The organism is Limnospira indica PCC 8005 (genome assembly GCF_000973065.1).
In the GTDB taxonomy this organism is placed as follows: Bacteria; Cyanobacteriota; Cyanobacteriia; order Cyanobacteriales; family Microcoleaceae; genus Limnospira; species Limnospira fusiformis.
Window position 1 is genome coordinate 2,509,834 of the sequence record NZ_FO818640.1, and the last position, 22,491, is coordinate 2,532,324.

Genomic DNA, 22,491 nt, shown 5'->3' on the forward strand with positions numbered 1-22,491 from the left:
TATAGCATTAGTCAAGGTGGTTAGGACGCAGCTTTGAGAACGGAATCCATGGCATCATGGAGAGAATCAAACTGCTCAATGCAGTGGCGAATACGGGCTTTCAGCCACGACCAACATTTCTCTATCTTGTTGAGGTCTGGCGAATAAGGTGGTAGATAGAGTAAACGGCATTGAGCTGCCTCCACCAGTTCAGCAATCCGTCCCCCTTTATGAAACGTTGCATTGTCCAATACTAGAGTCTGACCTGGCTTCAATGTTGGAATTAAGATGAACTCCAACCACAACTCAAACACTGTCCGATTACAACAACCCTCAAAGCTAAAGGGAGCTAAGAGTTGTTGATGACACCATGCGGCTATCATACTTACCCTGCCCTGCCTCTTCCCTGATTTGAGTGCATGGAAGCGTTTTCCTTCCTCGCAGTAACCATAAGGGTAATCCGAGTCCTGACTATTCATGCCGGCTTCATCGAGGTAGACCACTTCTTCCGGCTCCATCTGTTCAATCTGAGCCATAAACTCCTCTCGCTGTTGCTCATCACGTTCTTGGTAGCCGTAAGTTTTTTTTTCTGGTGAAGCCAATTTTCTTCAAGGCTCTGGATATGGTGCGAGGAGAGATGTCGTCATCCCAAAGTTCAGCCATTTGAGCTGCTGTTTTGTCGCCATGCTCTTGGGCAAAAGCCTTGAATTTTTGCCAGTCGGTAATTTTGTGGTTATTGCCAGGTCGGTGATGAGGTTTAGGGAGGAAGTCTCCGGTCTGTGCTTTTCTTTGCAGCCAGAGATTAATGGTGTTCCTGCTGACATGGAAAACTTGACTGGCTTCTGTTTTGGGCATACCGTCTAGTTCAATGGCATCAATAACTTTTTGTCTGAGGTCGTAACTATAGGGGGCTGGCATTTTTGGTCTTCTTAGTCATCTCGTCCTCTCCATTATACGTCCTAAGTGTTCTGTCTTGTGCTATATAAGCATTAGTCAAGGTGGTTAGGACGCAGCTTTGAGAACGGAATCCATGGCATCATGGAGAGAATCAAACTGCTCACGTGCAGTGGCGAATACGGGCTTTCAGCCACGACCAACATTTCTCTATCTTGTTGAGGTCTGGCGAATAAGGCGGAAGATAGAGTAAACGGCATTGAGCTGCCTCCACCAGTTCAGCAATCCGTCCCCCTTTATGAAACGTTGCATTGTCCAATACTAGAGTCTGACCTGGCTTCAATGTTGGAATTAAGATGAACTCCAACCACAACTCAAACACTGTCCGATTACAACAACCCTCAAAGCTAAAGGGAGCTAAGAGTTGTTGATGACACCATGCGGCTATCATACTTACCCTGCCCTGCCTCTTCCCTGATTTGAGTGCATGGAAGCGTTTTCCTTCCTCGCAGTAACCATAAGGGTAATCCGAGTCCTGACTATTCATGCCGGCTTCATCGAGGTAGACCACTTCTTCCGGCTCCATCTGTTCAATCTGAGCCATAAACTCCTCTTGCTGTTGCTCATCACGTTCTTGGTAGCCGTAAGTTTTTTTTCTGGTGAAGCCAATTTTCTTCAAGGCTCTGGATATGGTGCGAGGAGAGATGTCGTCATCCCAAAGTTCAGCCATTTGAGCTGCTGTTTTGTCGCCATGCTCTTGGGCAAAAGCCTTGAATTTTTGCCAGTCGGTAATTTTGTGGTTATTGCCAGGTCGGTGATGAGGTTTAGGGAGGAAGTCTCCGGTCTGTGCTTTTCTTTGCAGCCAGAGATTAATGGTGTTCCGGCTGACATGGAAAACTTGACTGGCTTCTGTTTTGGGCATACCGTCTAGTTCAATGGCATCAATAACTTTTTGTCTGAGGTCGTAACTATAGGGGGCTGGCATTTTTGGTCTTCTTAGTCATCTCGTCCTCTCCATTATACGTCCTAAGTTTTCTGTCTTGTTCTATATATCTACACCGTGACTAGTGGGCATATCCTAACCATTACAATTAGGCTTTGGCTTTCAGTCACATCCCTTCCCCTTAAAGGCATACGATTACACTTTCACTACTCAACAAGATGTACTTGTCGAGAGCCTAAAAGGGGTTTAAACGTTCCGTTTATACGGGCATTCCATCTTTAGATTTGTCCTATCCACCGGGGTACATTAAAGGTCTGTGCACAACTTTCGTTGCTTCTGGGTATTATATACAAACCCCCACTTTTCCCCTTGTTCTTTTGAACGCAGCGTGTCAACCTATTTCGCTACTTTATATTGACGATGGTTCAAGCCGGACATTCGGTTTCCCTAATCATGGATGGTTGGCAGTGGTCTCGTTTCTGGTGTTGGGTTACACCTCGGAACCTTCCGTTCCCCGCTTCAATCTGACGGGTTGTGAATCCTGAAACTGGGGGTGGCTATCGCCGTTACTCTCAACGTCCTGATTTCTCAGTTTGTTTATGACCTTGAGTCCCCTGCCTTGCTTAGATTTCTCCAAGCGTCGGGACATATAAACAGTTATGGGATGGTCAGGAATATGAATTCCTTATATTCCACCAAGGGGTGAAAGTCGCATTAGCAGGTTATTTCGGGCATCGCAGCCCTATTTCACTCCTAAACGTTTCGCACGTATATTTCTATACTAGACGTTGGGACATATAAACAGTTATGGGATGGTCAGGGTATGAGTCCCTTATATTTCACCAAGGGGTGAAAGTCCCACTAGGAGGTTATTTCAGACATTACAGCCTTATTTGACTCCTAAACGTCTCGCACCACGCCAAATAATGTAGCCAAACTACTCAAAAAGCAAAAAGGTAGGTGCGCCTGGTGTGGGCAATACTTTACCCCATCAGACATAATTGAAGTAGACCACATTGTATAGCACAAGACAGAACACTTAGGACGTATAATGGAGAGGACGAGATGACTAAGAAGACCAAAAATGCCAGCCCCCTATAGTTACGACCTCAGGCAAAAAGTTATTGATGCCATTGAACTAGACGGTATGCCCAAAACAAAAGCCAGTCAAGTTTTCCATGTCAGCAGGAACACCATTAATCTCTGGCTGCAAAGAAAAGCACAGACCGGAGACTTCCTCCCTAAACCTCATCACCGACCTGGCAATAACCACAAAATTACCGACTGGCAGAAATTCAAGGCTTTTGCCCAAGAGCATGGCCACAAAACCTCCGCTCAAATGGCTGAACTTTGGGATGACGACATCTCTCCTCGCACCATATCCAGAGCCTTGAAGAAAATTGGCTTCACCAGAAAAAAAACTTACGGCTACCAAGAACGTTGGAAGCAACAGCGAGAGGAGTTTATGGCTCAGATTGAACAGATGGAGCCGGAAGAAGTGGTCTACCTCGATGAAGCCGGCATGAATAGTCAGGACTCGGATTACCCTTATGGTTACTGCGAGGAAGGAAAACGCTTCCATGCACTCAAATCAGGGAAGAGGCAGGGCAGGGTAAGTATGATAGCCGCATGGTGTCATCAACAACTCTTAGCTCCCTTTAGCTTTGAGGGTTGTTGTAATCGGACAGTGTTTGAGTTGTGGTTGGAGTTCATCTTAATTCCAACATTGAAGCCAGGTCAGACTCTAGTATTGGACAATGCAACGTTTCATAAAGGGGGACGGATTGCTGAACTGGTGGAGGCAGCTCAATGCCGTTTACTCTATCTTCCGCCTTATTCGCCAGACCTCAACAAGATAGAGAAATGTTGGTCGTGGCTGAAAGCCCGTATTCGCCACTGCACGTGAGCAGTTTGATTCTCTCCATGATGCCATGGATTCCGTTCTCAAAGCTGCGTCCTAACCACCTTGACTAATCCTATACAAGCGATTACAACGTTTTTTTCGGCAATTCAAATTTGACCGGGCAGAGATTGCCCGTTTCGTCGTTAGCCTCATTGACATTCCCCAACCTTGGACTCTTAGTCTCGACCGCACCTGTTGGTCTTTCGGTCAAACCCATTTCAACATCTTGATGTTGGCAGTCGTCCACGAGGGGATTGCCTTTCCCCTGCTGTGGACGATGCTTGACAAAAAGGGCAATAGCAACAGTGGCGAACGCATGGACTTATTCGACCGCTTCGAGGCACTATTTCCTGACGTGGAGGTGGCTTGTCTGACCGCTGACCGGGAATTTGTGGGGCGAGATTGGCTCTCGTATCTTCTCATCGACCCCGAGGTTCCTTTCCGCCTACGCATCCGCCACAGCGAGCTGATTAGTCCTAAGTTAGGAGGAACTCGGCGTAGCGGCGAACGAATGTTTGATTCTCTGCGACCCGGAGAATTTCGCCAGCTTTCGGGTCGCCGTTGGGTTTGGGGACGGCAGGTTTACGTCATTGGCTCTCGTCTGGCTGATTCGGGGGAGTTGTTGATTCTCATCACTAACGCTTGCCCCGAAACGGCCCTCCCCGACTATGCTCGGCGTTGGGGTATTGAAAACCTCTTCGGAGCCTTGAAGACTCGGGGCTTCTGTCTCGAATCGACTCACTTTAAGGACCCTGAGCGCTTGAGCCGTTTATTGGCTTTGCTTAGCCTGGCTTTTACTTGGGCTATGAAGGTGGGTTTGTGGATTCACCAAGGTTCACCCATTCCTTTGAAGGCTCACGGACGACGCTCCCAGAGTCTTTTCCGCACTGGCTTCGATTTTCTACGCCGCACTTTCTCTAATCTGCCTTTGTTTTCAGGGCGGTTTCACCAGGCTCTACAACTTTTGTCCTGTACTTAGTGATTCTCTCCATGATGCCATGGATTCCGTTCTCAAAGCTGCGTCCTAACCACCTTGACTAATGCTATATTTCGTTATAAAAAGAGTGCTTTTGTAGCTACCTCATGCCAGCCAGGTAAGTCTTTAAAAACTCAAGGATTTAAGTCGGGCGAATCCCATTTTTTTAAAAATGTAACCTTGCAAAAATTTGCACCTATTCAGGGATTTAACCTAGGAGTTTATTGGCAAAAAATTCACCGAGGAAAAAAGGTAAAATAACCGTGGTATTTACTAACTAGGCTTGATAACCCCAAGCTGGTTAAGCAACTTTATCAAGCACGGTGGGGTATCGAAATGATGTTTAGAGATTGTCAAAGTGGGGGCTATAATATGGAATCTACTCGGGTGGATTCAACCCGATTTTTAGCCTTGGTTTTGTTGATTACTTTTGCTTATTGGCTGGCGACACTAGGAGGTCATGAGTGGGAAGCTAATCACTTAGTAGCTTACCTCGGTCGAAGCGAAAAAACTCCTAATAATTTTCCCCATCATATCAAGTCCGGATAATCAATTATAGTAAAGTCTCGGTTTGAGGCCACCAATGAAAACTGGTCAAGCCTCGAATTAATTCGCGCTGTTTCCACAAACTTCGGCAGCGAGCACACAAGAGTTCCTCTAGCTGATCAAGATTCTCAAATGAACGATTGGCAATGGGTTCATCTACCAGAGGCCACAGTCTTTCTGCTGGTTGTATAGCATTAGTCAAGGTGGTTAGGACGCAGCTTTGAGAACGGAATCCATGGCATCATGGAGAGAATCAAACTGCTCAATACCGTGGCGAATACGGGCTTTCAGCCACGACCAACATTTCTCTATCTTCTTGAGGTCTGGCGAATAAGGTGGTAGATAGAGTAAACGGCATTGAGCTGCCTCCACCAGTTCAGCAATCCGCCCCCCTTTATGAAACGTTGCATTGTCCAATACTAGAGTCTGACCTGGCTTCAATGTTGGAATTAAGATGAACTCCAACCACAACTCAAACACTGTCCGATTACAACAACCCTCAAAGCTAAAGGGAGCTAAGAGTTGTTGATGACACCATGCGGCTATCATACTTACCCTGCCCTGCCTCTTCCCTGATTTGAGTGTATGGAAGCGTTTTCCTTCCTCGCAGTAACCATAAGGGTAATCCGAGTCCTGACTATTCATGCCGGCTTCATCGAGGTAGACCACTTCTTGTGGCTCCATCTGTTCAATCTGAGCCATAAACTCCTCTCGCTGTTGCTTCCAACGTTCTTGGTAGCCGTAAGTTTTTTTTCTGGTGAAGCCAATTTTCTTCAAGGCTCTGGATATGGTGCGAGGAGAGATGTCGTCATCCCAAAGTTCAGCCATTTGAGCGGAGGTTTTGTGGCCATGCTCTTGGGCAAAAGCCTTGAATTTCTGCCAGTCGGTAATTTTGTGGTTATTGCCAGGTCGGTGATGAGGTTTAGGGAGGAAGTCTCCGGTCTGTGCTTTTCTTTGCAGCCAGAGATTAATGGTGTTCCTGCTGACATGGAAAACTTGACTGGCTTCTGTTTTGGGCATACCGTCTAGTTCAATGGCATCAATAACTTTTTGTCTGAGGTCGTAACTATAGGGGGCTGGCATTTTTGGTCTTCTTAGTCATCTCGTCCTCTCCATTATACGTCCTAAGTGTTCTGTCTTGTGCTATAGTTCCGGGGAATGGGACGGTAGAAACATTAAATGCAGTCCTTCGGGTACTTTCAGATTCTTACTGATATGCCATCCGGCTTGATCAACCACTAACATAATGTGTTGATTTGGACCTAATTTAAATTCGGCAGCAAACTCCTGTAACACTCGACTAAATAGAGTTGTATTGACGTAAGGTATAATCCACCAATAAGTCTCTCCCGTTTCCGGTCTCACAAAACCATATAGCCATAACCACTCGAATTTCCAATTAATATGGGCGAGTGGTTGACAATCTTCCGCTACATAAATACGTCGCATCACCGGTTTGAGTCCCAGACGGTGTTCATCTTCGCTCCACAATTGCACCTGTGCATCAGGGTATCTCCGGCGAAGTCCCTCTAACTCCGTTACCAGTTTTTTTTCCAGGCTTGCTGCTCGTCTTCGTCACTTTCGATGTGAGCCGGTCTCGGTACACGAAGCCGAAATGTCATTTGTCGCAGAATCTCCCATCCCCTTTGTCGGCTAATTTTTCGTCCAGTTACTCCTGTCAACCAGTCTGCCACCTGGCGACCGTTCCACAGTCCCCCATCCGGCGCTGTTCCTTGCAGGGCTTGCCATAACTGAGCTTGAGTCACATCATCAATTAACGGTGGATGTCCGGGATTTCCTTTTCGGCGCGCACCCAGCCCTTTTAATCCCAATTGGTTGTATCTCTTTACCAATTCATAAATCCAGATGCGACTGTAGCCCGTAATTTCTTGGACTTCCTCCGTGGTCTTCCCCTTAGCCAACAACCAAATAATTTGATATTGGCGACTTTCCAAGCCCTCTTGGGCTTGGTGATCAGCCCGGCCAAGTTCTTCGGTACTTAAGTGGGGAGCTATACTAATTCGTCTGGGCATAACGCAAGTTTGGCATTGGTCACTGATATTATAACCGATTAAGCGAACTTGATATCACAGTATTTTTGGGCTCGGATTATCGGGTTATGCTTGGAGCCAGTCGCTAGTTTTCTGGCAAGAAGAGATGTTAGCATTGATGGCTCTCAAGCCTCATAAAGCTCAGAATTTTCGGCAAGGACTAAATGCTCTATCCCTTGTACAGCAATCAGTCTAGCTCTCTTGTCACCCTCTCAGCCACATTGCACCTCGAAGCCAAGGCGGAAAGGATGAATACAAGAACCTTCAACTATTACACCGCCACTGTCATGATGATAAGACGGCAATTGACAATGCCAACGCTGTATCCTTAACAATGGAACAATCAAATTAGGAGCCGTATGAGGTGAAAGTCTCAAGTACGGTTCTGTATGGGAGGGGGAGATGGTGACATCTCTCTCGACCCCTACTACGATTTGTTACAGAGTTTGTTGACCTTGGGTTCCCTGCCGGTATTTGGTATCGTATGATACAAATCGTCGGGACATATAAACAGTTATAGGGATGGTCAGAAGTGCGCTTCTTGTATTCAACCAAGGGGTTGAAGTCCCCACCAGGCGGTTATTTCGGGTGTCTCAACCCTATTTCATGCCTGAAGGTCTCGCACCTACACCTTTTACAGTAAGCACTCTTAAAGACTACTCCCCAAGCGTAAATTCGGGTATGCCCTACCCTATTTGATTTTGACTTCGCTCTGGCCATTTGAACTGACGATGAAAGCTTTTCTACCAGTGATGGCTAGAGTTTTAGGGATTACGGAGTGTCTCTTGTTTCCGGCGTTCCCAAAGTCAACGACTTCAATTTATGTTCACACCAAGTCGCCCTAAAAGGACGAGGTTTTCAACCCATTTTTTCTGATAATTTTGTTAAACTATTCATGGCCGCGAATTTCGATCACTTGATTTTTTTCGTCCACAAGAACCACTTTCGGCTGATGAGTGGGGACTTCTTCCGGGGTCAACTGCCCATAGGCCATAATTATCAGGCGATCGCCTGGAATGCCTAAACGAGCCGCCGCCCCATTCAATTGAATTTCACCAGACCCAGGTGGGGCAGGAATGACATAGGTAATCAGTCTAGCCCCGTTAGTGGTGTTAACCACCTGTACCTGTTCATTAACCAAAATTCCGGCAGTGTCCAGTAAGTTTTGGTCAATACTTATACTGCCGACATAATTAAGGTTAGCCTCAGTTAGGGTACAGTTATGAATTTTAGCCAACAACAGGGTTCGATACATATTTTAAGGTCTCATCAGATCACATTGACATCCTCCCCGTAACCGGAAGGGGATTCCCAAACCTAACAATTTGGGTTTCTGGTTCTTTCCCCCTTTGGGGTTTTGAGCACCACTCCCGCAACTCCGGCTGTGTTCTGGTCTTCGGGTCGCCACCCAGACCGACACCGCCAGCCAGGCAGCTAAGATGTTGATCCTGGCGTTTACGTCTGTCTCGGTCGTGATCAGTTTCCCAGTCGGGACATTCCCACTCCCGGACTTTTAACGGCATTTTTAAGGGCGATCGTATCCGCAGTTTAAGCATCCCCTGTAGGGGCGGCCTCCACCGTCAGCCATGCCCAACACCAGCCCACTGGATAAACCCGCCCGATTAAAAGCCGCTTTGGTCAACTCAGCCCTTCCGCCCTTCCTCCTCTTTTTAAACTTCGGGTACTTCGTCCTTCCCGCGAAGAAGTTGGAAAATGCGGACTGCCAATGCCTGAGTCTCTGCGATCGCCGAACCGAACTGACCTGCTTGATCAAGTCCAGCCCTTCCGTCTTGTTCCACCTCCTCAGCATCGAAGAAGTCTCGACGTAATCAATGCCCTCTTGTTCCTCGTACCAACCTTGGTTGGTGAGCGAAGTCCAACCATCAGTCCCCGTGGCTAATGGCTTGTTATACACCAGGCGAACACAACCCAAAGTCCTCCGCAACAGGTTTTCCTGTTCCGGGTAAAATCGGTATCGCTAGGCTTTCTCCGTCATCCTTGCAGTATATCTATAACCTGGTAATTACCTGACAACTCAGGAAAATTTATACAAATAGCCATCTCTTCTCAAAACAGGTTTCAAATCTATTGGTTTGACTGAAAACTGAGTTTTGTCAGGTTTGGTTAAAACAAAACTGCCGCGACTCGACGGGGTTATTCTACCGATTCCATGTGCCATCTGCTTGGCTATATCCCCGGTAAGCCATCCCTTAATTGGTTTTAATGGGTTATGGCGAATCGGAAGCCTCTTGTTAGGAGCCGCTTTTGGACGGTCACCGCGCCCAAAACAAGTAATTAGTAATGGCTGGTGAGTTTTGATTGTCAACCGGGGGGTGGGTGCTTTTTCCCACACAATCAGCGGCATCTAGCCAATGAGTTTTCGGTAGTCCTTGAACCGTCCGATTATATTTTGTTAAACCTCCAGTGCCAATTTCAATGGGTAATCCAGTTGGCTTCAGGCGGTTAAACAATGCCCATCGGGTAGAATTGACGGCTGCCGCATTTTTCAGGGGGGCTTGGGCCTGCACGCTACACCGCTTCAAGATTTCCGGTTTCGGCAAAAGAAACTGCTCGACCGGCTGAGAACCTTTTTTCTGATTGCATTTATGGCAAGCAATACCCAGATTGCTAACTCGGTCGAAACCACCCTGGCTTTTGGGCTGAATGTGTTCGATTTCTAAAGGGATATTTTGGCCACCACAGTAGGCACACTGGTGTTGCCATTTCGTCAAGAGATATTCTCTCAACTCGTATCCAAATAAAACCCCTTGCTGGTATTCAACTCCAGATATTTCCGGGTTGGGCAGCTTTTGGGTGTCAAATCGTACCAACTCCATGGATATGTCCGTTATCGGGCGTGAGGAAATCAGTCGATTTACCCAGGTCAAGGTGGTTTCAACTCGATGTTTGAGGCTGGGAGCCAACCATCCTTCTTGGCGCTTTCTGTTATTGAATCTGGCTTGACGGTAACGAGTTTTTCGGCAACGACGGTGGCGGCGAACCACGCGACGTGCAGTTAACTTGGCTCGGATTCTATCTCCTCTATGAGTCAATTCAGCCGCCCAGATAACTGTGTCCCGACTTTGATTAACTAAGGCAATACCCGTCACTGATGCCCCTGGGTCTAACTTGATCCGACTAGGTTCATTGCCCGGGTTCTCAACAGTTTTCTTGAGTATAATTGTAAATGGATAAGTCCTAAACACTGCGGCTAAACCCTTCTTCAAAAGCTTTCTGGCTCTGGCCGGATGAGTGGGACTTAACGGTTGCCCCAGTGTGTCAACCACAAAAACGTAATTTTGGTAATTTGGCATTTAAGCTATCTCCCAGATGGGGTAATGTTTGCCTCGGTCATGTTAAAGGGGCTTTTTACGTCTAGCTCACTCGAGCTGACAAATCCACTCATGTCGTTCCTTAAAGATAGACGACAGAGCAACAGGCTCGTGTTCACCCGATGGTGTCATCACCCCCTTAACGTAGGTCTAATCCTGGACCTGCATCTTACATCTCCTTTGAGGAGTAATTTCCGGCTCCTGCCGGAAATTACCGGATTTTATGCAAGAGGCTTGCACTATAGCTTGTACCTTGTCCACATCTTGCCAACCCAGAATTTCTGTGACTTTTTTCTCAAGATTTTTGTAGGTTCTGAAAAATTCCGCAATTTCCTCTAGGCGGTGAGGTGCGATATCTTTCAGAGATTTTACCTCACTATAGCGGGGGTCTTTGGCAGGAACACAGAGAATTTTCTCATCGCGATCGCCACCATCAATCATTTCTAGCATACCAATGGGCCGCGCCGCAATCACACAACCAGGAAATGTCGGTTGATCCATCAACACCATGCCATCAAGGGGGTCTCCATCATCCGCTAAAGTATTCGGGATAAACCCATAATCATAGGGGTACTGGACAGAGGAGTATAAAACCCGATCTACGGCGAAGGCTTGTAAATCTTTGTCAAATTCGTATTTATTTTTACTCCCCGCAGGAATTTCGATCAACACATTGACCAATCCTGGTTTCGGTTCCGGGGGAATAAGTGATAAGTCCATATTTGTCGTTCTCCAAGTTGATGTTTCATACTTCCCACTAAGGGGATTTATTCAGAGGCTAGGCTGGCTGAGATAGGATTACCCTTACCCCAGTGCTTGCCAAATCTTGAGTGCTTGCCAAATCTTGATCAGGGTTGACCCAGAAACTTAGCTTAACCGCCGATAAGCCCCGCGCTATAGCCGTAAGGTTAGCGTCCGGTTGACACTCTAGCGCCGTAGAAGGCGGAGATTTTTAAGAGATTTTCACTCTTAACGGCTGTGCCAAACAACCCCCAGACACTCCGCTTAAAGCATTGTGCTTACTTTTCCTCAATATATTAGCCGCCCCGTTACAGTCCGCGTTAACCAGAAAACCATCTTTCGTTCGATACAGCCCCCGTTTAAGCCGTTGGCTAGAGAATTTAGACTGATACATTTACGCGACATTTATCCGGCTATTGCCTGACAATGCGACGATAGCACTATTACCCGTTAAGGTAACAGAGGCGGTATCCCGCAAAGCTTTTAGAAAGATTCCAAAAGCACCGTTCCAGTCCCTGGGTAGAGTGAACCCACACTCAGGACATCGGAACACTTTTGAGCCACCTAGCTGGGAATGCATCTGACCACAGTGAGTACAGGTTTTGCTGGTGTATTCTTCCGTCACATCTACAACTGTGGTTCCAGTTATCTCGGCTTGATGTCTCAGGGTTAGTTTGAATCGATAATGCGCCCATGTCAGCATGGCTCGGGCAGTCTTGGATTTGATTTTCCGCTTGGCTTTGGCAACCATGTTGGAAGTCTCGAAGGTGGGCAGAAAAATTATGCTGTAGTTGTGAGTCAAGTAGTGAGCAATTTGTTTGTGGGCTTCATCAACTAGATTGCGGATTTTGGTTCTCATTCGTTGAGCCGCTTGCCTCATCCGTCGCCTCCTTGAACGACAGGGTTCCTTGGCGATTCGGCTCATCAAATCATCCAAATGTTGACATAGCCTAGTAATGCGTCCTATATCCCCGGAGCCCAATTCCAGAAACCGAGAGCCATCAAACCCAGTTATGAAAGTTCGCACACCCGGGTCTAATGTAATTACGCCATTCGCTTCAGTTGGGGTAACGGCAACTGGTTCAGGGAAAATCGCCAACCATCGACCTTTGGTAAACACCAACTGAGTCCCTTGCCCGCAAGTTTTAGGGATGGGTTCGGAAACCATGAAAGTTAATCCTTTCGTGAGTCTTGGATACCAACTCCCTGAAGAGAAATTAGTATTATTGAACTTAATCGCTTGAGAGCTGTCACGACAACTTCTAAACCTTGCACCAGGACTGGCGGTCAAAGCCTGATAGGCATCAAAGATGGCATTTTGCCGAATGTGGCAGGGTGTTTCTTTGACCCATTCGGGTAAGTCACTCTGCATCACTTCCGCAGCGTAACTTTAACTTGCTTAGTCATTTACCACTCCGGGATAATGCAATTGCTTGGTTGTAGCAATACCGACAAGCAGCCAGCCATTTACGCCAGACTTGATTTAGCTCTAGGCTGGGGTAAATCCGGATCTTCTTTGACCTGAGTTTTGTATTTACTCCGTCCGTATAATCGGGAACTGAAGCAGTGGAGGATGGCGAGGATGTCCTCAACCATTTCTGGTTCTGGACTGAGACTTGTCTGGTTGAGAACCATGAGTGAGCACCTGTTTTGCTCACAGAGCCATCGAAACAAGTCAAATCCCCATATTGCCAATCGGTCTGGGTGGGCAACGACAACCATGCCGACATCTCCTGACAAATGATGTCCCAGTCAGGCCAGCATTTTCTTTCCCTTGAAGTTGAGCCCGCCTCGGATTTCTGAGACGACTTCTGCTTCGGGGTAGAGGTTGGACAGTGCGGCCACCTGTCGGTTGAGGTCTGACTGCTGGGCGCGGCTACTAACTCTGGCATAGATAACGACTTTGCATTTGTCACTGCCTGATATGGAATCAGAATATGACTCAACGTTGTATCGTCGTTGCCCAGCGGGGGTTCTGATGGTCTCGATTGAGCCATTGGAGTCCCATCTGCGGAGTGTTCTTTCATGGACTCCAAGGATTTTGGCTCCTTCCTTGGGTTTGACATATCTGGCAATAGGTTTATCCTCAACTCTTCTCGCTTATTATACCATATTGCCCTAAAATATTAACCTAATTTGAGATTAAATCATACTCTCTCGGTTTATCGGTGTTTCGGCAATTTATCCCCCAATAGGAAAACTAGCTTTAGAAGTATACGATTCCTCCTGTTCAACGTAGGAGATACCGTATCTCCCCCGCAATGCTTTCAGTTTAGCTCTAAAACTGGCGTGGGGAATTTGAAGGAAGTTCTGGTTATTGGGGCTGGCGATATTAATCTCCGGCTTGATACCGACGTTAAAACCTACCACAATTTTCGCGATTCGGTTCTCGATACAGTGATTAACAATGTAACGGGCGGCTTTGTTGAGATAATCCCTAACCTTGCTATGGCGATTCCGCGTTACCCTAGTCTGGCGCTCCTTTATTCCCTCGATTTTCTGCAAATCTTTAATCGATTGCAGTCGGGCGTTCTCTTTGTTGTACCAACGGTTAAGGGATTTCAGTTTTTTGCCATCCACGATAAAGGATGCCCCGTTGGTATCGACGCAAGTAGCCAGATTGTCAAGTCCGATATCGATCTCTAGAGCCGTATCGGGTTCGGTGGGAACGGGAGTTGCTTCCACCTCGTAAATAAACTCCACGTCAAAAAAACGGGCGTTATATCGAGGGTGAATCCGAACTTCCTTGAGAGTGTCGGGAGCGATTCTTTCCGGGAAAGGAATCCAAATTTCGCCCCGCCAGTTGCCCAAGTCGAGAGACACGGGAACTCTAAATTTTCCGTCCTTGATTTTAACCCTCGGCCTAATCCGGACGAAATAAGCGTCTTTGGGCCGGTAGTGAGGGAGTCTAACTTTCTGTGGAAAGGTCTCCTCTTTGAGGGCCTGGCTCAAACGGTAGAAGCTCCGAAAAGTGCGATCGACTACTTTAAGAGTTTGTTGGGCTATATCGGTGTTCAACCGTTTATAGTTCGAGTTTCCCTTACAGTAGTGATAGTTGGACTCGTAGCAAAGATGTTTCCCATCTTGGAAGTAATACTGCCATTGAGTGTAAATTCCTACATTGTAGAGATTTTTACTCAGTCGGCAGAGTTCCCCCAAGGCTTTCAACTCTCGCACTGGAAGTCCTCGTATCTGGTTCTTTTGAGTCAGGTACATAGCTTCTCACTAGAACTATGTGTATTTTAGTGAGAAGTGTCTCCAATGTAAAGCCGTGCTGGAAGCACGGGGTTGGAAACCCATGATTTACTATGATAGTTGTGCGAGACGTTCAGGCATGAAATAAGGCTGCAATGCTGAAATAACTGTCTGGAGGGTACTTCAACCCCTTGGTTGAATATAAGGAGTGCACTCCTGACCATTCCCATAACTGTTTATATGTCCCGACGCTTGGAGGAATCTAAGTAGGGCAGGGAACTCAAGGTCAATCCCACAAAGAAATCGTAATGCTCAATTATACCATAAGGAGGAGTATTAAAACCACTTGGGCGAATGTGGGAAAGAGTAACGGCGATAGCCACCCCCAGTTTCAGGATTCACAACCCTGGGATAGAAGCGGGGAACGGAAGGCGTGAAGTAGAACCTACTACCAAAAACGACCACTGCCAACCATCCATGACTAAGGAAATCTGAATGTTCCGACTTGAACCATCGTAAATAGTAAGCAGCGGTGCGAGACATTCAGGCATTAAATAAAGTTGCAATACCCGAAATAACCCCCTGGTGGGTATTTCAGCCCCTTGGCTGAATATAAGAGGCTCGACTCTGACCATCCCCATAACTGTTTATATGTCCCAACAGCGAAAGCAAGGCTGGGAACTCAAGGTCAATTCCGCAAATCAAATCGAATACCCAACGACTACAAGAAGGAGTATTAAAACCAATTAGGGCGATTGCGGGAAAGAGTGACGGCGATAGCCACCCCCAGTTTCAGGATTCACAACCCTGGGATAGAAGCGGGGAACGGAAGGCGTGAGGGAAACCTATTCCCAACAATCCGACCACTGCCAACCATCCATGACTAAGGAAATCTGAATGTTCCGACTTGAACCATCGTAAACTATACTATAAGTAGCGAAATAGGTTGACACGCTGCGCTCAAAAGAGCAAGGGGAAGAGTAGGTGTTTCGTTGTATAGCATTAGTCAAGGTGGTTAGGACGGGACGCAGCTTTGAGAACGGAATCCATGGCATCATGGAGAGAATCAAACTGCTCAATGCAGTGGCGAATACGGGCTTTCAGCCACGACCAACATTTCTCTATCTTGTTGAGGTCTGGCGAATAAGGTGGTAGATAGAGTAAACGGCATTGAGCTGCCTCCACCAGTTCAGCAATCCGCCCCCCTTTATGAAACGTTGCATTGTCCAATACTAGAGTCTGACCTGGCTTCAATGTTGGAATTAAGATGAACTCCAACCACAACTCAAACACTGTCCGATTACAACAACCCTCAAAGCTAAAGGGAGCTAAGAGTTGTTGATGACACCATGGGGCCATATATAGCACAAGACAGAACACTTAGGACGTATAATGGAGAGGACGAGATGACTAAGAAGACCAAAAATGCCAGCCCCCTATAGTTACGACCTCAGACAAAAAGTTATTGATGCCATTGAACTAGACGGTATGCCCAAAACAGAAGCCAGTCAAGTTTTCCATGTCAGCAGGAACACCATTAATCTCTGGCTGCAAAGAAAAGCACAGACCGGAGACTTCCTCCCTAAAGCTCATCACCGACCTGGCAATAACCACAAAATTACCGACTGGCAGAAATTCAAGGCTTTTGCCCAAGAGCATGGCCACAAAACAGCAGCTCAAATGGCTGAACTTTGGGATGACGACATCTCTCCTCGCACCATATCCAGAGCCTTGAAGAAAATTGGCTTCACCAGAAAAAAAAACTTACGGCTACCAAGAACGTTGGAAGCAACAGCGAGAGGAGTTTATGGCTCAGATTGAACAGATGGAGCCGGAAGAAGTGGTCTACCTCGATGAAGCCGCCATGAATAGTCAGGACTCGGATTACCCTTATGGTTACTGCGAGGAAGGAAAACGCTTCCATGCACTCAAATCAGGGAAGAGGCAGGGCAGGGTAAGTATGATAGCCGCATGGTGTCATCAACAACTCTTAGCTCCCTTTAGCTTTGAGGGTTGTTGTAATCGGACAGTGTTTGATATCAAGTTCGCTTAATCGGTTATAATATCAGTGACCAATGCCAAACTTGCGTTATGCCCAGACGAATTAGTATAGCTCCCCACTTAAGTACCGAAGAACTTGGCCGGGCTGATCACCAAGCCCAAGAGGGCTTGGAAAGTCGCCAATATCAAATTATTTGGTTGTTGGCTAAGGGGAAGACCACGGAGGAAGTCCAAGAAATTACGGGCTACAGTCGCATCTGGATTTATGAATTGGTAAAGAGATACAACCAATTGGGATTAAAAGGGCTGGGTGCGCGCCGAAAAGGAAATCCCGGACATCCACCGTTAATTGATGATGTGACTCAAGCTCAGTTATGGCAAGCCCTGCAAGGAACAGCGCCGGATGGGGGACTGTGGAACGGTCGCCAGGTGGCAGACTGGTTGACAGGAGTAACTGGACGAAAAATTAGCCGACAAAGGGGATGGGAGATTCTGCGACAAATGACATTTCGGCTTCGTGTACCGAGACCGGCTCACACCGAAAGTGACGAAGACGAGCAGCAAGCCTGGAAAAAAAAACTGGTAACGGAGTTAGAGGGACTTCGCCGGAGATACCCTGATGCACAGGTGCAATTGTGAAGCGAAGATGAACACCGTCTGGGACTCAAACCGGTGATGCGACGTATTTATGTAGCGGAAGATTGTCAACCACTCGCCCATATTAATTGGAAATTCGAGTGGTTATGGCTATATGGTTTTGTGAGACCGGAAACGGGAGAGACTTATTGGTGGATTATACCTTACGTCAATACAACTCTATTTAGTCGAGTGTTACAGGAGTTTGCTGCCGAATTTAAATTAGGTCCAAATCAACACATTATGTTAGTGGTTGATCAAGCCGGATGGCATATCAGTAAGAATCTGAAAGTACCCGAAGGACTGCATTTAATGTTTCTACCGTCCCATTCCCCGGAACTACAACCAGCAGAAAGACTGTGGCCTCTGGTAGATGAACCCATTGCCAATCGTTCATTTGAGAATCTTGATCAGCTAGAGGAACTCTTGTGTGCTCGCTGCCGAAGTTTGTGGAAACAGCGCGAATTAATTCGAGGCTTGACCAGTTTTCATTGGTGGCCTCAAACCGAGACTTTACTATAATTGATTATCCGGACTTGATATGAGTTGTGGTTGGAGTTCATCTTAATTCCAACATTGAAGCCAGGTCAGACTCTAGTATTGGACAATGCAACGTTTCATAAAGGGGGGCGGATTGCTGAACTGGTGGAGGCAGCTCAATGCCGTTTACTCTATCTACCACCTTATTCGCCAGACCTCAACAAGATAGAGAAATGTTGGTCGTGGCTGAAAGCCCGTATTCGCCACTGCATTGAGCAGTTTGATTCTCTCCATGATGCCATGGATTCCGTTCTCAAAGCTGCGTCCTAACCACCTTGACTAATGCTATAGCTCACCCTGCCCTGCCTCTTCCCTGATTTGAGGGCATGGAAGCGTTGTCCTTCCTGGCAGTAACCATAAGGATAATCGGAGTCTTGACTATTCATGCCAGCTTCATCGAGGTAAACCAACCCTTCCGGCTCGGCTCCATCTGTTCAATCTGAGCCATAAACTCCTCTCGCTGTTGCTTCCAACGTTCTTGGTAGCCGTAAGTTTTTTTTTCTGGTGAAGCCAATTTTCTTCAAGGCTCTGGATATGGTGCGAGGAGAGATGTCGTCATCCCAAAGTTCAGCCATCTGAGCGGAGGTTTTGTGGCCATGCTCTTGGGCAAAAGCCTTGAATTTTTGCCAGTCGGTAATTTTGTGGTTATTGCCAGGTGGGTGATGAGGTTTAGGGAGGAAGTCTCCGGTCTGTGCTTTTCTTTGCAGCCAGAGATTAATGGTGTTCCGGCTGACATGGAAAAGTTGACTGGCTTATGTTTTGGGCATACCGTCTAGTTCAATTGCATTAATAACTTTTTGTCTGAGGTCGTAACTATAGGGGGCTGGCTTTTTGGGTCTTCTTAGTCATCTCGTCCTCTCCATTATACGTCCTAACTTTCCTGTTTTGTGCTATACCTCGAAGCCTAGGCGGAAAGGATGTATACCAGAACCTTCAATTATTACACCCTACATTCCGCAGGTTGATAGGTAATTAACCGGATGCGTAGTAATAGCGCTCAACGGGTGGACCGAAGAGGTGAATAATCAATCGCCGTTCATCATTGAGATTGCTAATCTGCCTTTGCCCATCGAGATTAACCCAGTGGATTCCTTGAAACTTCTGCATAATCCAGCGAAAGGTCGGTTTAGCGGTGGGTTGTTGGCGTTGGTCGCGCACCGTTTGCTTCTGAGCATCTAGCGCCTGTCGCAGTTGGCGTTCGGCGAGGGTATACACCATAAGGGTTAGGGCCATGATGAGAGCTAAGGCCTCGACCCGCTGCGGCTTTTTGACAAAGACGCTACTGGCAAAGAAGAGGGGGTCTTTGAGGAAGCGAAAGCCTCTCTCGACGGTCTGTTGCCCTTTATATTCGCTCAAGCAGGTCTGAGCCGGCCAGAGGGATTGCTCCAGTTGATTGGTGGCTAGAATAAAGCGACTACGCTGACGGCTAAAGCGGTCTTCCGCCGTGGCGGTCTGCTGTAACGTGGCCTGGAGCCGATAGCCCTGAACTGGGGTGGGTTCGGCGGATTTGGCGGGACGACCGGGGGGTCGCTTGGCCCGCACCGTCTCCAGGGAGACCTGAGTGAGCTGATGCACCTCGAGTCCATCTTGAAACTGCATCAAGGCCTCGAGGGCATCGGGTTTGCAAGCAAAGACCCGCTGGGTCAGCTTTTTCAATTGGCGGTTGAGGCGGTGTTCGAGCTTCTCTAATTCGGGTTGCCAGAGGTCGGCATTGGCTTTGCGGGTTTGGCTTTCGACGAGGCGCCAGCGCTGGCGCACTCCGGCATAGGTCTGCTCAATCTCCCACATCCGGTAATCCTTGGAGTTGCAGGGGACTTCAGTCAGTCGGGTGACATCGCTGTGCACCAGCTCTTGAGCCGCTTTTAGGGTCAGCGGCACCCGTGATAGCCACCCCGTGGTCTCCATCTGCTGCAGATTGGCTGCTGTGTAAAAGGCGGCATCCATCACAACGATACCGTCGCTAGTCCATTGGTCACCAAACGCCTTGAGCACCTCTGCAAACTGCTGAGTGTCCTGTTCATTGCCACTGGCCAACTGCAACCATAGCGGCACGCCACCGTCGGCGGCACAGACTAGAGTCATCAAAAACTGTTTCAAATCTGGACGATGGTCTCGGGAATAGCCTCGACACAGCCGAATTGGGCTGGGTTCTGCTGATGTCTCACCGGGGGGAGCTGACTCAAGTCCTACCTCGGATTTCCCCTTCGAGCACCGCTGATACTTCCCTTCTACTGAGATCGAGGTGGCATCGAGATGACGCTGTTGAATATCAATTCCAAATCGTTCCACAGCCTGGAGCGCCACCTGGAGAAAAAATGATGTCGTCCCTTCTGCGTAGAGTTCATCCAACACTCGACCTAAGCGGTCGTCATTCAAGTGACGAGCCTCTACCCCTTCCCCGAGCAGATGAGACACCGCTTTACTCTCAAAAAACTCGCTGAATAAATACAACGGTGCACTGAGAAAGCCTAGGGCGTTCAAAATCATGGCTTTAACCACTTGTCCGGCACTCACATGCTCCAAGCTATGAGGTTCAATCCGCTTATCCGTCAACTCGACCAGGCCAAGTTCGTCAATCACTCCAGCCACTAAACCCAGATGGTCTAAATTTTTAATCTGCATCGCCAGAGCCTACCGCTCGAAGGAACCCTTTCTAGCCTAGACTAGCACCATATCTTTTATTCCCTGTCAACCTGCGGAATGTAGGTTACACCGCCACTGTCACGACGATAAAACGGCGTTAGACAACGCCAATGCTGTATCCTTAACAATGGAACAATCAGACTAGGAGCCGGATGAGGCGAAAGTCTCACGTCCGGTTCTGAATGGGAGGGGGTAGAGGCGACTCTACTCTCGACCCCTAATTGCTATTGCGTCTTGGGTTGACCGTCCTGGACGGAACCCATAGCTTGTGCCTTCAAATCTTGACTCCCATTCGGGCTCAAGTGCCGACTTAACCAAGGCTTGCCTTGCTCTATCTTGGATTGTGGGAATTCCTAGAGGGCGTTTTTCATCCCTGCCAGGTTTTGGTATCCACACCCGTCGCAGTGGTTTTGCTTTGAGGTTTCCCTTAATGTTCTTAACAAGCTCAAACCTTTGTCTTGGAGAATTAGGGGTCGAGAATGGAGTCACCTCCATCCCCTCCCATTCAAAACCGTGCGTGAAAGTTTCCCTTCACACGGCTCCTAGTTTGACTGCTCCATTGTTAAGGATACAGCGTTGGCGTTGTCTAACGCCGTTTTATCGTCATGACAGTGGCGGTGTAATAATTGAAGGTTTTTGTATACATCCTTTCCGCCTAGGCTTCGAGGTACAATGTGGTCTACTTCAATTATGTCTGATGGGGTAAAGTATTGCCCTGCCCACACCAGGCGCACCTACCTTTTTGCTTTTTGAGTAGTTTGGCTACATTATTTGGCGTGTCGATTGCTTGTCCTTTTCTGGTTGCCCAGTAAGTCCAATTACCATCATATGGTGTTGCGTCAGGGCGCACTAGGGTATGTCTAACAATCGGAGTCCAATTATGTTTCCATAATTGATATCCATCCTTAGTCTTGAATAACCAAGATTCATGCTTTTCTTTCCCATTGCTAAGTTTAACCGTTCCCTTATGGAAGTAGTTTCCTAGCTTTTCGTGGCTTGCCTCTCCGCATCTTGATGCTGTCCATGCCCGTAACATTACCCAGACTATGCTATCCAGTTTATTGAAGGTTTTTGTTGAAACTACCCCTGAGTAGTAGTTTGACCATCCCCTTATGATTGGGTTTAGTTTGCTAATCAGGGCTGATTGAGGTGCTGTTTTATGTTTTTCAATTACACCTTTTATCGCTTCAGTATGGGCTTTAACTGCCTTTTTACTGGGTTTAATGTGGGTCTTGTGACCGATTAATCGGTTTGCTACCCCACCTGTTTTCCCAGACTTATATTTTCCTGTTGGGTATTGCCTGATATTGAATCCTATAAAATCAAACCCAGGTTCTTCAGTCTTGCCATTATACTCAATGGATTTGAGTGTGTGACAAATTCGAGTTTTTTCGGGTTTTATTTCTAGTCCCACAGGTTTTAACCATTCGGAGATAGCAGTTTTGCACTGTTCAATGATTTCTAGGTCTTTTGAGATAACCACAAAATCATCGGCATATCTTATGACCGTCGCATAAGGGCGATTGTCTGTTTTCTGAGGGTACAGTTTTTCTATGAACCTAACCATGCCATCCAGTGCGATGTTGGCTAGGAGTGGACTTATTACCCCTCCTTGGGGTGTCCCTGCATCTGTATCCTCAAATACACCGTTATCTAGCACACCCGCTTTGAGCCATTGTTTCAGGTCTCTCTTCAGGCTGCTTGGACAATGAATTTTGGATAGTAGGTAATCATGGTTTATTCGGTCAAAGCATTTCGGTAGGGGTCGAAATGGAAGTCGCCTTCCCCAACTCCCATTCAAAACCGTGCTTGATACTTTCGCATCACACGGCTCCTGATGTGGACACCCTATTTGTCATTAGGAACAGGGCTACAACCCCCTGCTTTGTGACTTCAACTTTGGGAGCTATATACACCACGTAGTCTTTAAACTCGCTCACGTCATAAGCACTCTTACTTATCGCAGTCTCTATATCCACACCGTGACTAGTGGGCATATCCCAACCATTACAGTTAGGCATTGGCTTTCAGTCACATCCTTTCCCCTTATAGGGTTAGGGGTCGAGAGTGAAGTCACCTTCACCCTCTCCCATTCAGAACCGTGCTTGATA

13 protein-coding genes and 17 pseudogenes are annotated in these 22,491 nt (G+C 47.3%); 10 read left to right on the forward strand and 20 right to left on the reverse strand.

Annotation, left to right across the window (positions count from 1 at the left end):
• Positions 1–20: 20 nt before the first annotated feature.
• Together XZ46_RS32370 and XZ46_RS11035 are read right to left on the reverse strand one after the other, a co-directional pair.
• Positions 21–897, reverse strand: a protein-coding gene (locus XZ46_RS32370; protein ID WP_108614679.1) for an IS630-like element ISAtsp1 family transposase whose coding sequence is annotated in 2 segments (ribosomal slippage) — positions 21–566 and positions 568–897 — 876 coding nt in all. Because the reading frame shifts where the segments join, the coding sequence is not laid out codon by codon here.
• Between the two features lie 84 nt (positions 898–981).
• A protein-coding gene (locus XZ46_RS11035; protein ID WP_249432977.1) for an IS630-like element ISAtsp1 family transposase occupies positions 982–1,858 on the reverse strand; the annotation gives its coding sequence in 2 pieces (ribosomal slippage) (positions 982–1,044 and positions 1,046–1,858; 876 coding nt in all).
• An 874-nt stretch (positions 1,859–2,732) separates the two neighbouring features.
• Here XZ46_RS11035 and XZ46_RS38270 point away from each other — a divergent pair.
• From XZ46_RS38270 to XZ46_RS32375, 4 genes and pseudogenes are all read left to right on the forward strand, one after another.
• Positions 2,733–2,837: pseudogene (locus tag XZ46_RS38270) on the forward strand (HNH endonuclease); the annotation flags it as partial.
• A gap of 63 nt (positions 2,838–2,900) precedes the next feature.
• A protein-coding gene (locus XZ46_RS11040) for an IS630 family transposase (protein WP_249432978.1) occupies positions 2,901–3,777 on the forward strand; the annotation gives its coding sequence in 2 pieces (ribosomal slippage) (positions 2,901–3,713 and positions 3,715–3,777; 876 coding nt in all).
• Positions 3,778–3,795: 18 nt separating this feature from the next.
• A pseudogene (locus XZ46_RS11045) lies at positions 3,796–4,698 on the forward strand (IS4-like element ISAtsp3 family transposase); the annotation flags it as partial.
• Between the two features lie 60 nt (positions 4,699–4,758).
• Positions 4,759–5,229, forward strand: a pseudogene (locus XZ46_RS32375) (transposase); the annotation flags it as partial.
• Between the two features lie 19 nt (positions 5,230–5,248).
• On the opposite strand, the pseudogene XZ46_RS34180 reads toward XZ46_RS32375, so the two are convergent.
• The 3 genes and pseudogenes from XZ46_RS34180 to XZ46_RS29170 all read right to left on the reverse strand — a co-directional run.
• Positions 5,249–5,431 (reverse strand): annotated as a pseudogene (locus tag XZ46_RS34180) (IS630 family transposase); the annotation flags it as partial.
• Positions 5,432–5,448: 17 nt separating this feature from the next.
• Entirely contained in the window at positions 5,449–6,324 is an 876-nt protein-coding gene (locus tag XZ46_RS11055; protein ID WP_008050515.1) for an IS630 family transposase, read from the reverse strand.
• Positions 6,325–6,387: 63 nt separating this feature from the next.
• Positions 6,388–7,274: pseudogene (locus XZ46_RS29170) on the reverse strand (IS630-like element ISAtsp4 family transposase); the annotation flags it as partial.
• A gap of 52 nt (positions 7,275–7,326) precedes the next feature.
• Here XZ46_RS29170 and XZ46_RS34185 point away from each other — a divergent pair.
• Positions 7,327–7,488: pseudogene (locus XZ46_RS34185) on the forward strand (IS4 family transposase); the annotation flags it as partial.
• 15 nt (positions 7,489–7,503) lie between these two features.
• Positions 7,504–7,644 (forward strand): annotated as a pseudogene (locus XZ46_RS29175) (HNH endonuclease); the annotation flags it as partial.
• A 537-nt stretch (positions 7,645–8,181) separates the two neighbouring features.
• Here XZ46_RS29175 and panD read toward each other — a convergent pair.
• The 11 genes and pseudogenes from panD to XZ46_RS11115 all read right to left on the reverse strand — a co-directional run.
• Positions 8,182–8,547, reverse strand: a complete 366-nt coding sequence (gene panD, locus XZ46_RS11070) for an aspartate 1-decarboxylase (protein WP_006615999.1) — start codon at positions 8,545–8,547, stop codon at positions 8,182–8,184.
• A gap of 19 nt (positions 8,548–8,566) precedes the next feature.
• Positions 8,567–8,848 carry a hypothetical protein gene (locus tag XZ46_RS36540; protein ID WP_006625949.1) on the reverse strand — a complete coding sequence of 94 codons (282 nt, stop codon included), beginning with the start codon at positions 8,846–8,848 and terminating at the stop codon, positions 8,567–8,569.
• A gap of 114 nt (positions 8,849–8,962) precedes the next feature.
• A complete protein-coding gene (locus tag XZ46_RS37810; protein ID WP_006625947.1) occupies positions 8,963–9,091 on the reverse strand; it encodes a hypothetical protein in 129 nt (42 codons plus the stop codon).
• 89 nt (positions 9,092–9,180) lie between these two features.
• Positions 9,181–9,258, reverse strand: a pseudogene (locus tag XZ46_RS37815) (helix-turn-helix domain-containing protein); the annotation flags it as partial.
• Between the two features lie 307 nt (positions 9,259–9,565).
• The gene (gene iscB, locus XZ46_RS11085) at positions 9,566–10,606 is read right to left on the reverse strand and encodes an RNA-guided endonuclease IscB (RefSeq protein WP_006625945.1); all 1,041 of its coding nucleotides are present in this window, start codon (positions 10,604–10,606) and stop codon (positions 9,566–9,568) included.
• 168 nt (positions 10,607–10,774) lie between these two features.
• The gene (locus XZ46_RS11090; protein ID WP_006625944.1) at positions 10,775–11,344 is read right to left on the reverse strand and encodes an inorganic diphosphatase; all 570 of its coding nucleotides are present in this window, start codon (positions 11,342–11,344) and stop codon (positions 10,775–10,777) included.
• A gap of 415 nt (positions 11,345–11,759) precedes the next feature.
• Positions 11,760–12,737 (reverse strand): RNA-guided endonuclease InsQ/TnpB family protein, encoded by a 978-nt coding sequence (locus XZ46_RS11100; RefSeq protein WP_006670006.1) that lies wholly within the window; start codon positions 12,735–12,737, stop codon positions 11,760–11,762.
• 31 nt (positions 12,738–12,768) lie between these two features.
• On the reverse strand, positions 12,769–12,876 hold the full coding sequence (locus tag XZ46_RS38015; protein ID WP_228116579.1) for a helix-turn-helix domain-containing protein: 108 nt from the start codon (positions 12,874–12,876) through the stop codon (positions 12,769–12,771).
• Positions 12,833–13,441: pseudogene (locus XZ46_RS29185) on the reverse strand (IS607 family transposase). Before XZ46_RS29185 ends, XZ46_RS38015 begins: the two are co-directional and overlap by 44 nt.
• A gap of 105 nt (positions 13,442–13,546) precedes the next feature.
• Complete coding sequence (locus XZ46_RS11110) at positions 13,547–14,581, reverse strand: RNA-guided endonuclease InsQ/TnpB family protein (protein ID WP_006625941.1); 1,035 nt, start codon at positions 14,579–14,581, stop codon at positions 13,547–13,549.
• Between the two features lie 981 nt (positions 14,582–15,562).
• Positions 15,563–15,928: pseudogene (locus XZ46_RS11115) on the reverse strand (transposase); the annotation flags it as partial.
• Positions 15,929–15,985: 57 nt separating this feature from the next.
• Between XZ46_RS11115 and XZ46_RS32385 the strand changes: the two are divergent.
• The 3 pseudogenes from XZ46_RS32385 to XZ46_RS11140 all read left to right on the forward strand — a co-directional run.
• Positions 15,986–16,601: pseudogene (locus XZ46_RS32385) on the forward strand (IS630 family transposase); the annotation flags it as partial.
• 50 nt (positions 16,602–16,651) lie between these two features.
• Positions 16,652–17,719, forward strand: a pseudogene (locus XZ46_RS32390) (IS630-like element ISAtsp4 family transposase).
• Between the two features lie 18 nt (positions 17,720–17,737).
• A pseudogene (locus XZ46_RS11140) lies at positions 17,738–18,007 on the forward strand (transposase); the annotation flags it as partial.
• 20 nt (positions 18,008–18,027) lie between these two features.
• On the opposite strand, the pseudogene XZ46_RS29200 reads toward XZ46_RS11140, so the two are convergent.
• Together XZ46_RS29200 and XZ46_RS11150 are read right to left on the reverse strand one after the other, a co-directional pair.
• Positions 18,028–18,528, reverse strand: a pseudogene (locus tag XZ46_RS29200) (IS630 transposase-related protein); the annotation flags it as partial.
• A 181-nt stretch (positions 18,529–18,709) separates the two neighbouring features.
• Entirely contained in the window at positions 18,710–20,359 is a 1,650-nt protein-coding gene (locus tag XZ46_RS11150; protein ID WP_006668501.1) for an IS1634-like element ISAtsp2 family transposase, read from the reverse strand.
• An 85-nt stretch (positions 20,360–20,444) separates the two neighbouring features.
• Between XZ46_RS11150 and XZ46_RS38275 the strand changes: the two are divergent.
• Positions 20,445–20,525, forward strand: a pseudogene (locus XZ46_RS38275) (HNH endonuclease); the annotation flags it as partial.
• A 77-nt stretch (positions 20,526–20,602) separates the two neighbouring features.
• On the opposite strand, the pseudogene XZ46_RS11155 reads toward XZ46_RS38275, so the two are convergent.
• Both XZ46_RS11155 and XZ46_RS36555 read right to left on the reverse strand, forming a co-directional pair.
• Positions 20,603–20,845: pseudogene (locus tag XZ46_RS11155) on the reverse strand (group II intron reverse transcriptase/maturase); the annotation flags it as partial.
• A gap of 77 nt (positions 20,846–20,922) precedes the next feature.
• Positions 20,923–22,142, reverse strand: a pseudogene (locus tag XZ46_RS36555) (group II intron reverse transcriptase); the annotation flags it as partial.
• Positions 22,143–22,491: the final 349 nt, after the last annotated feature.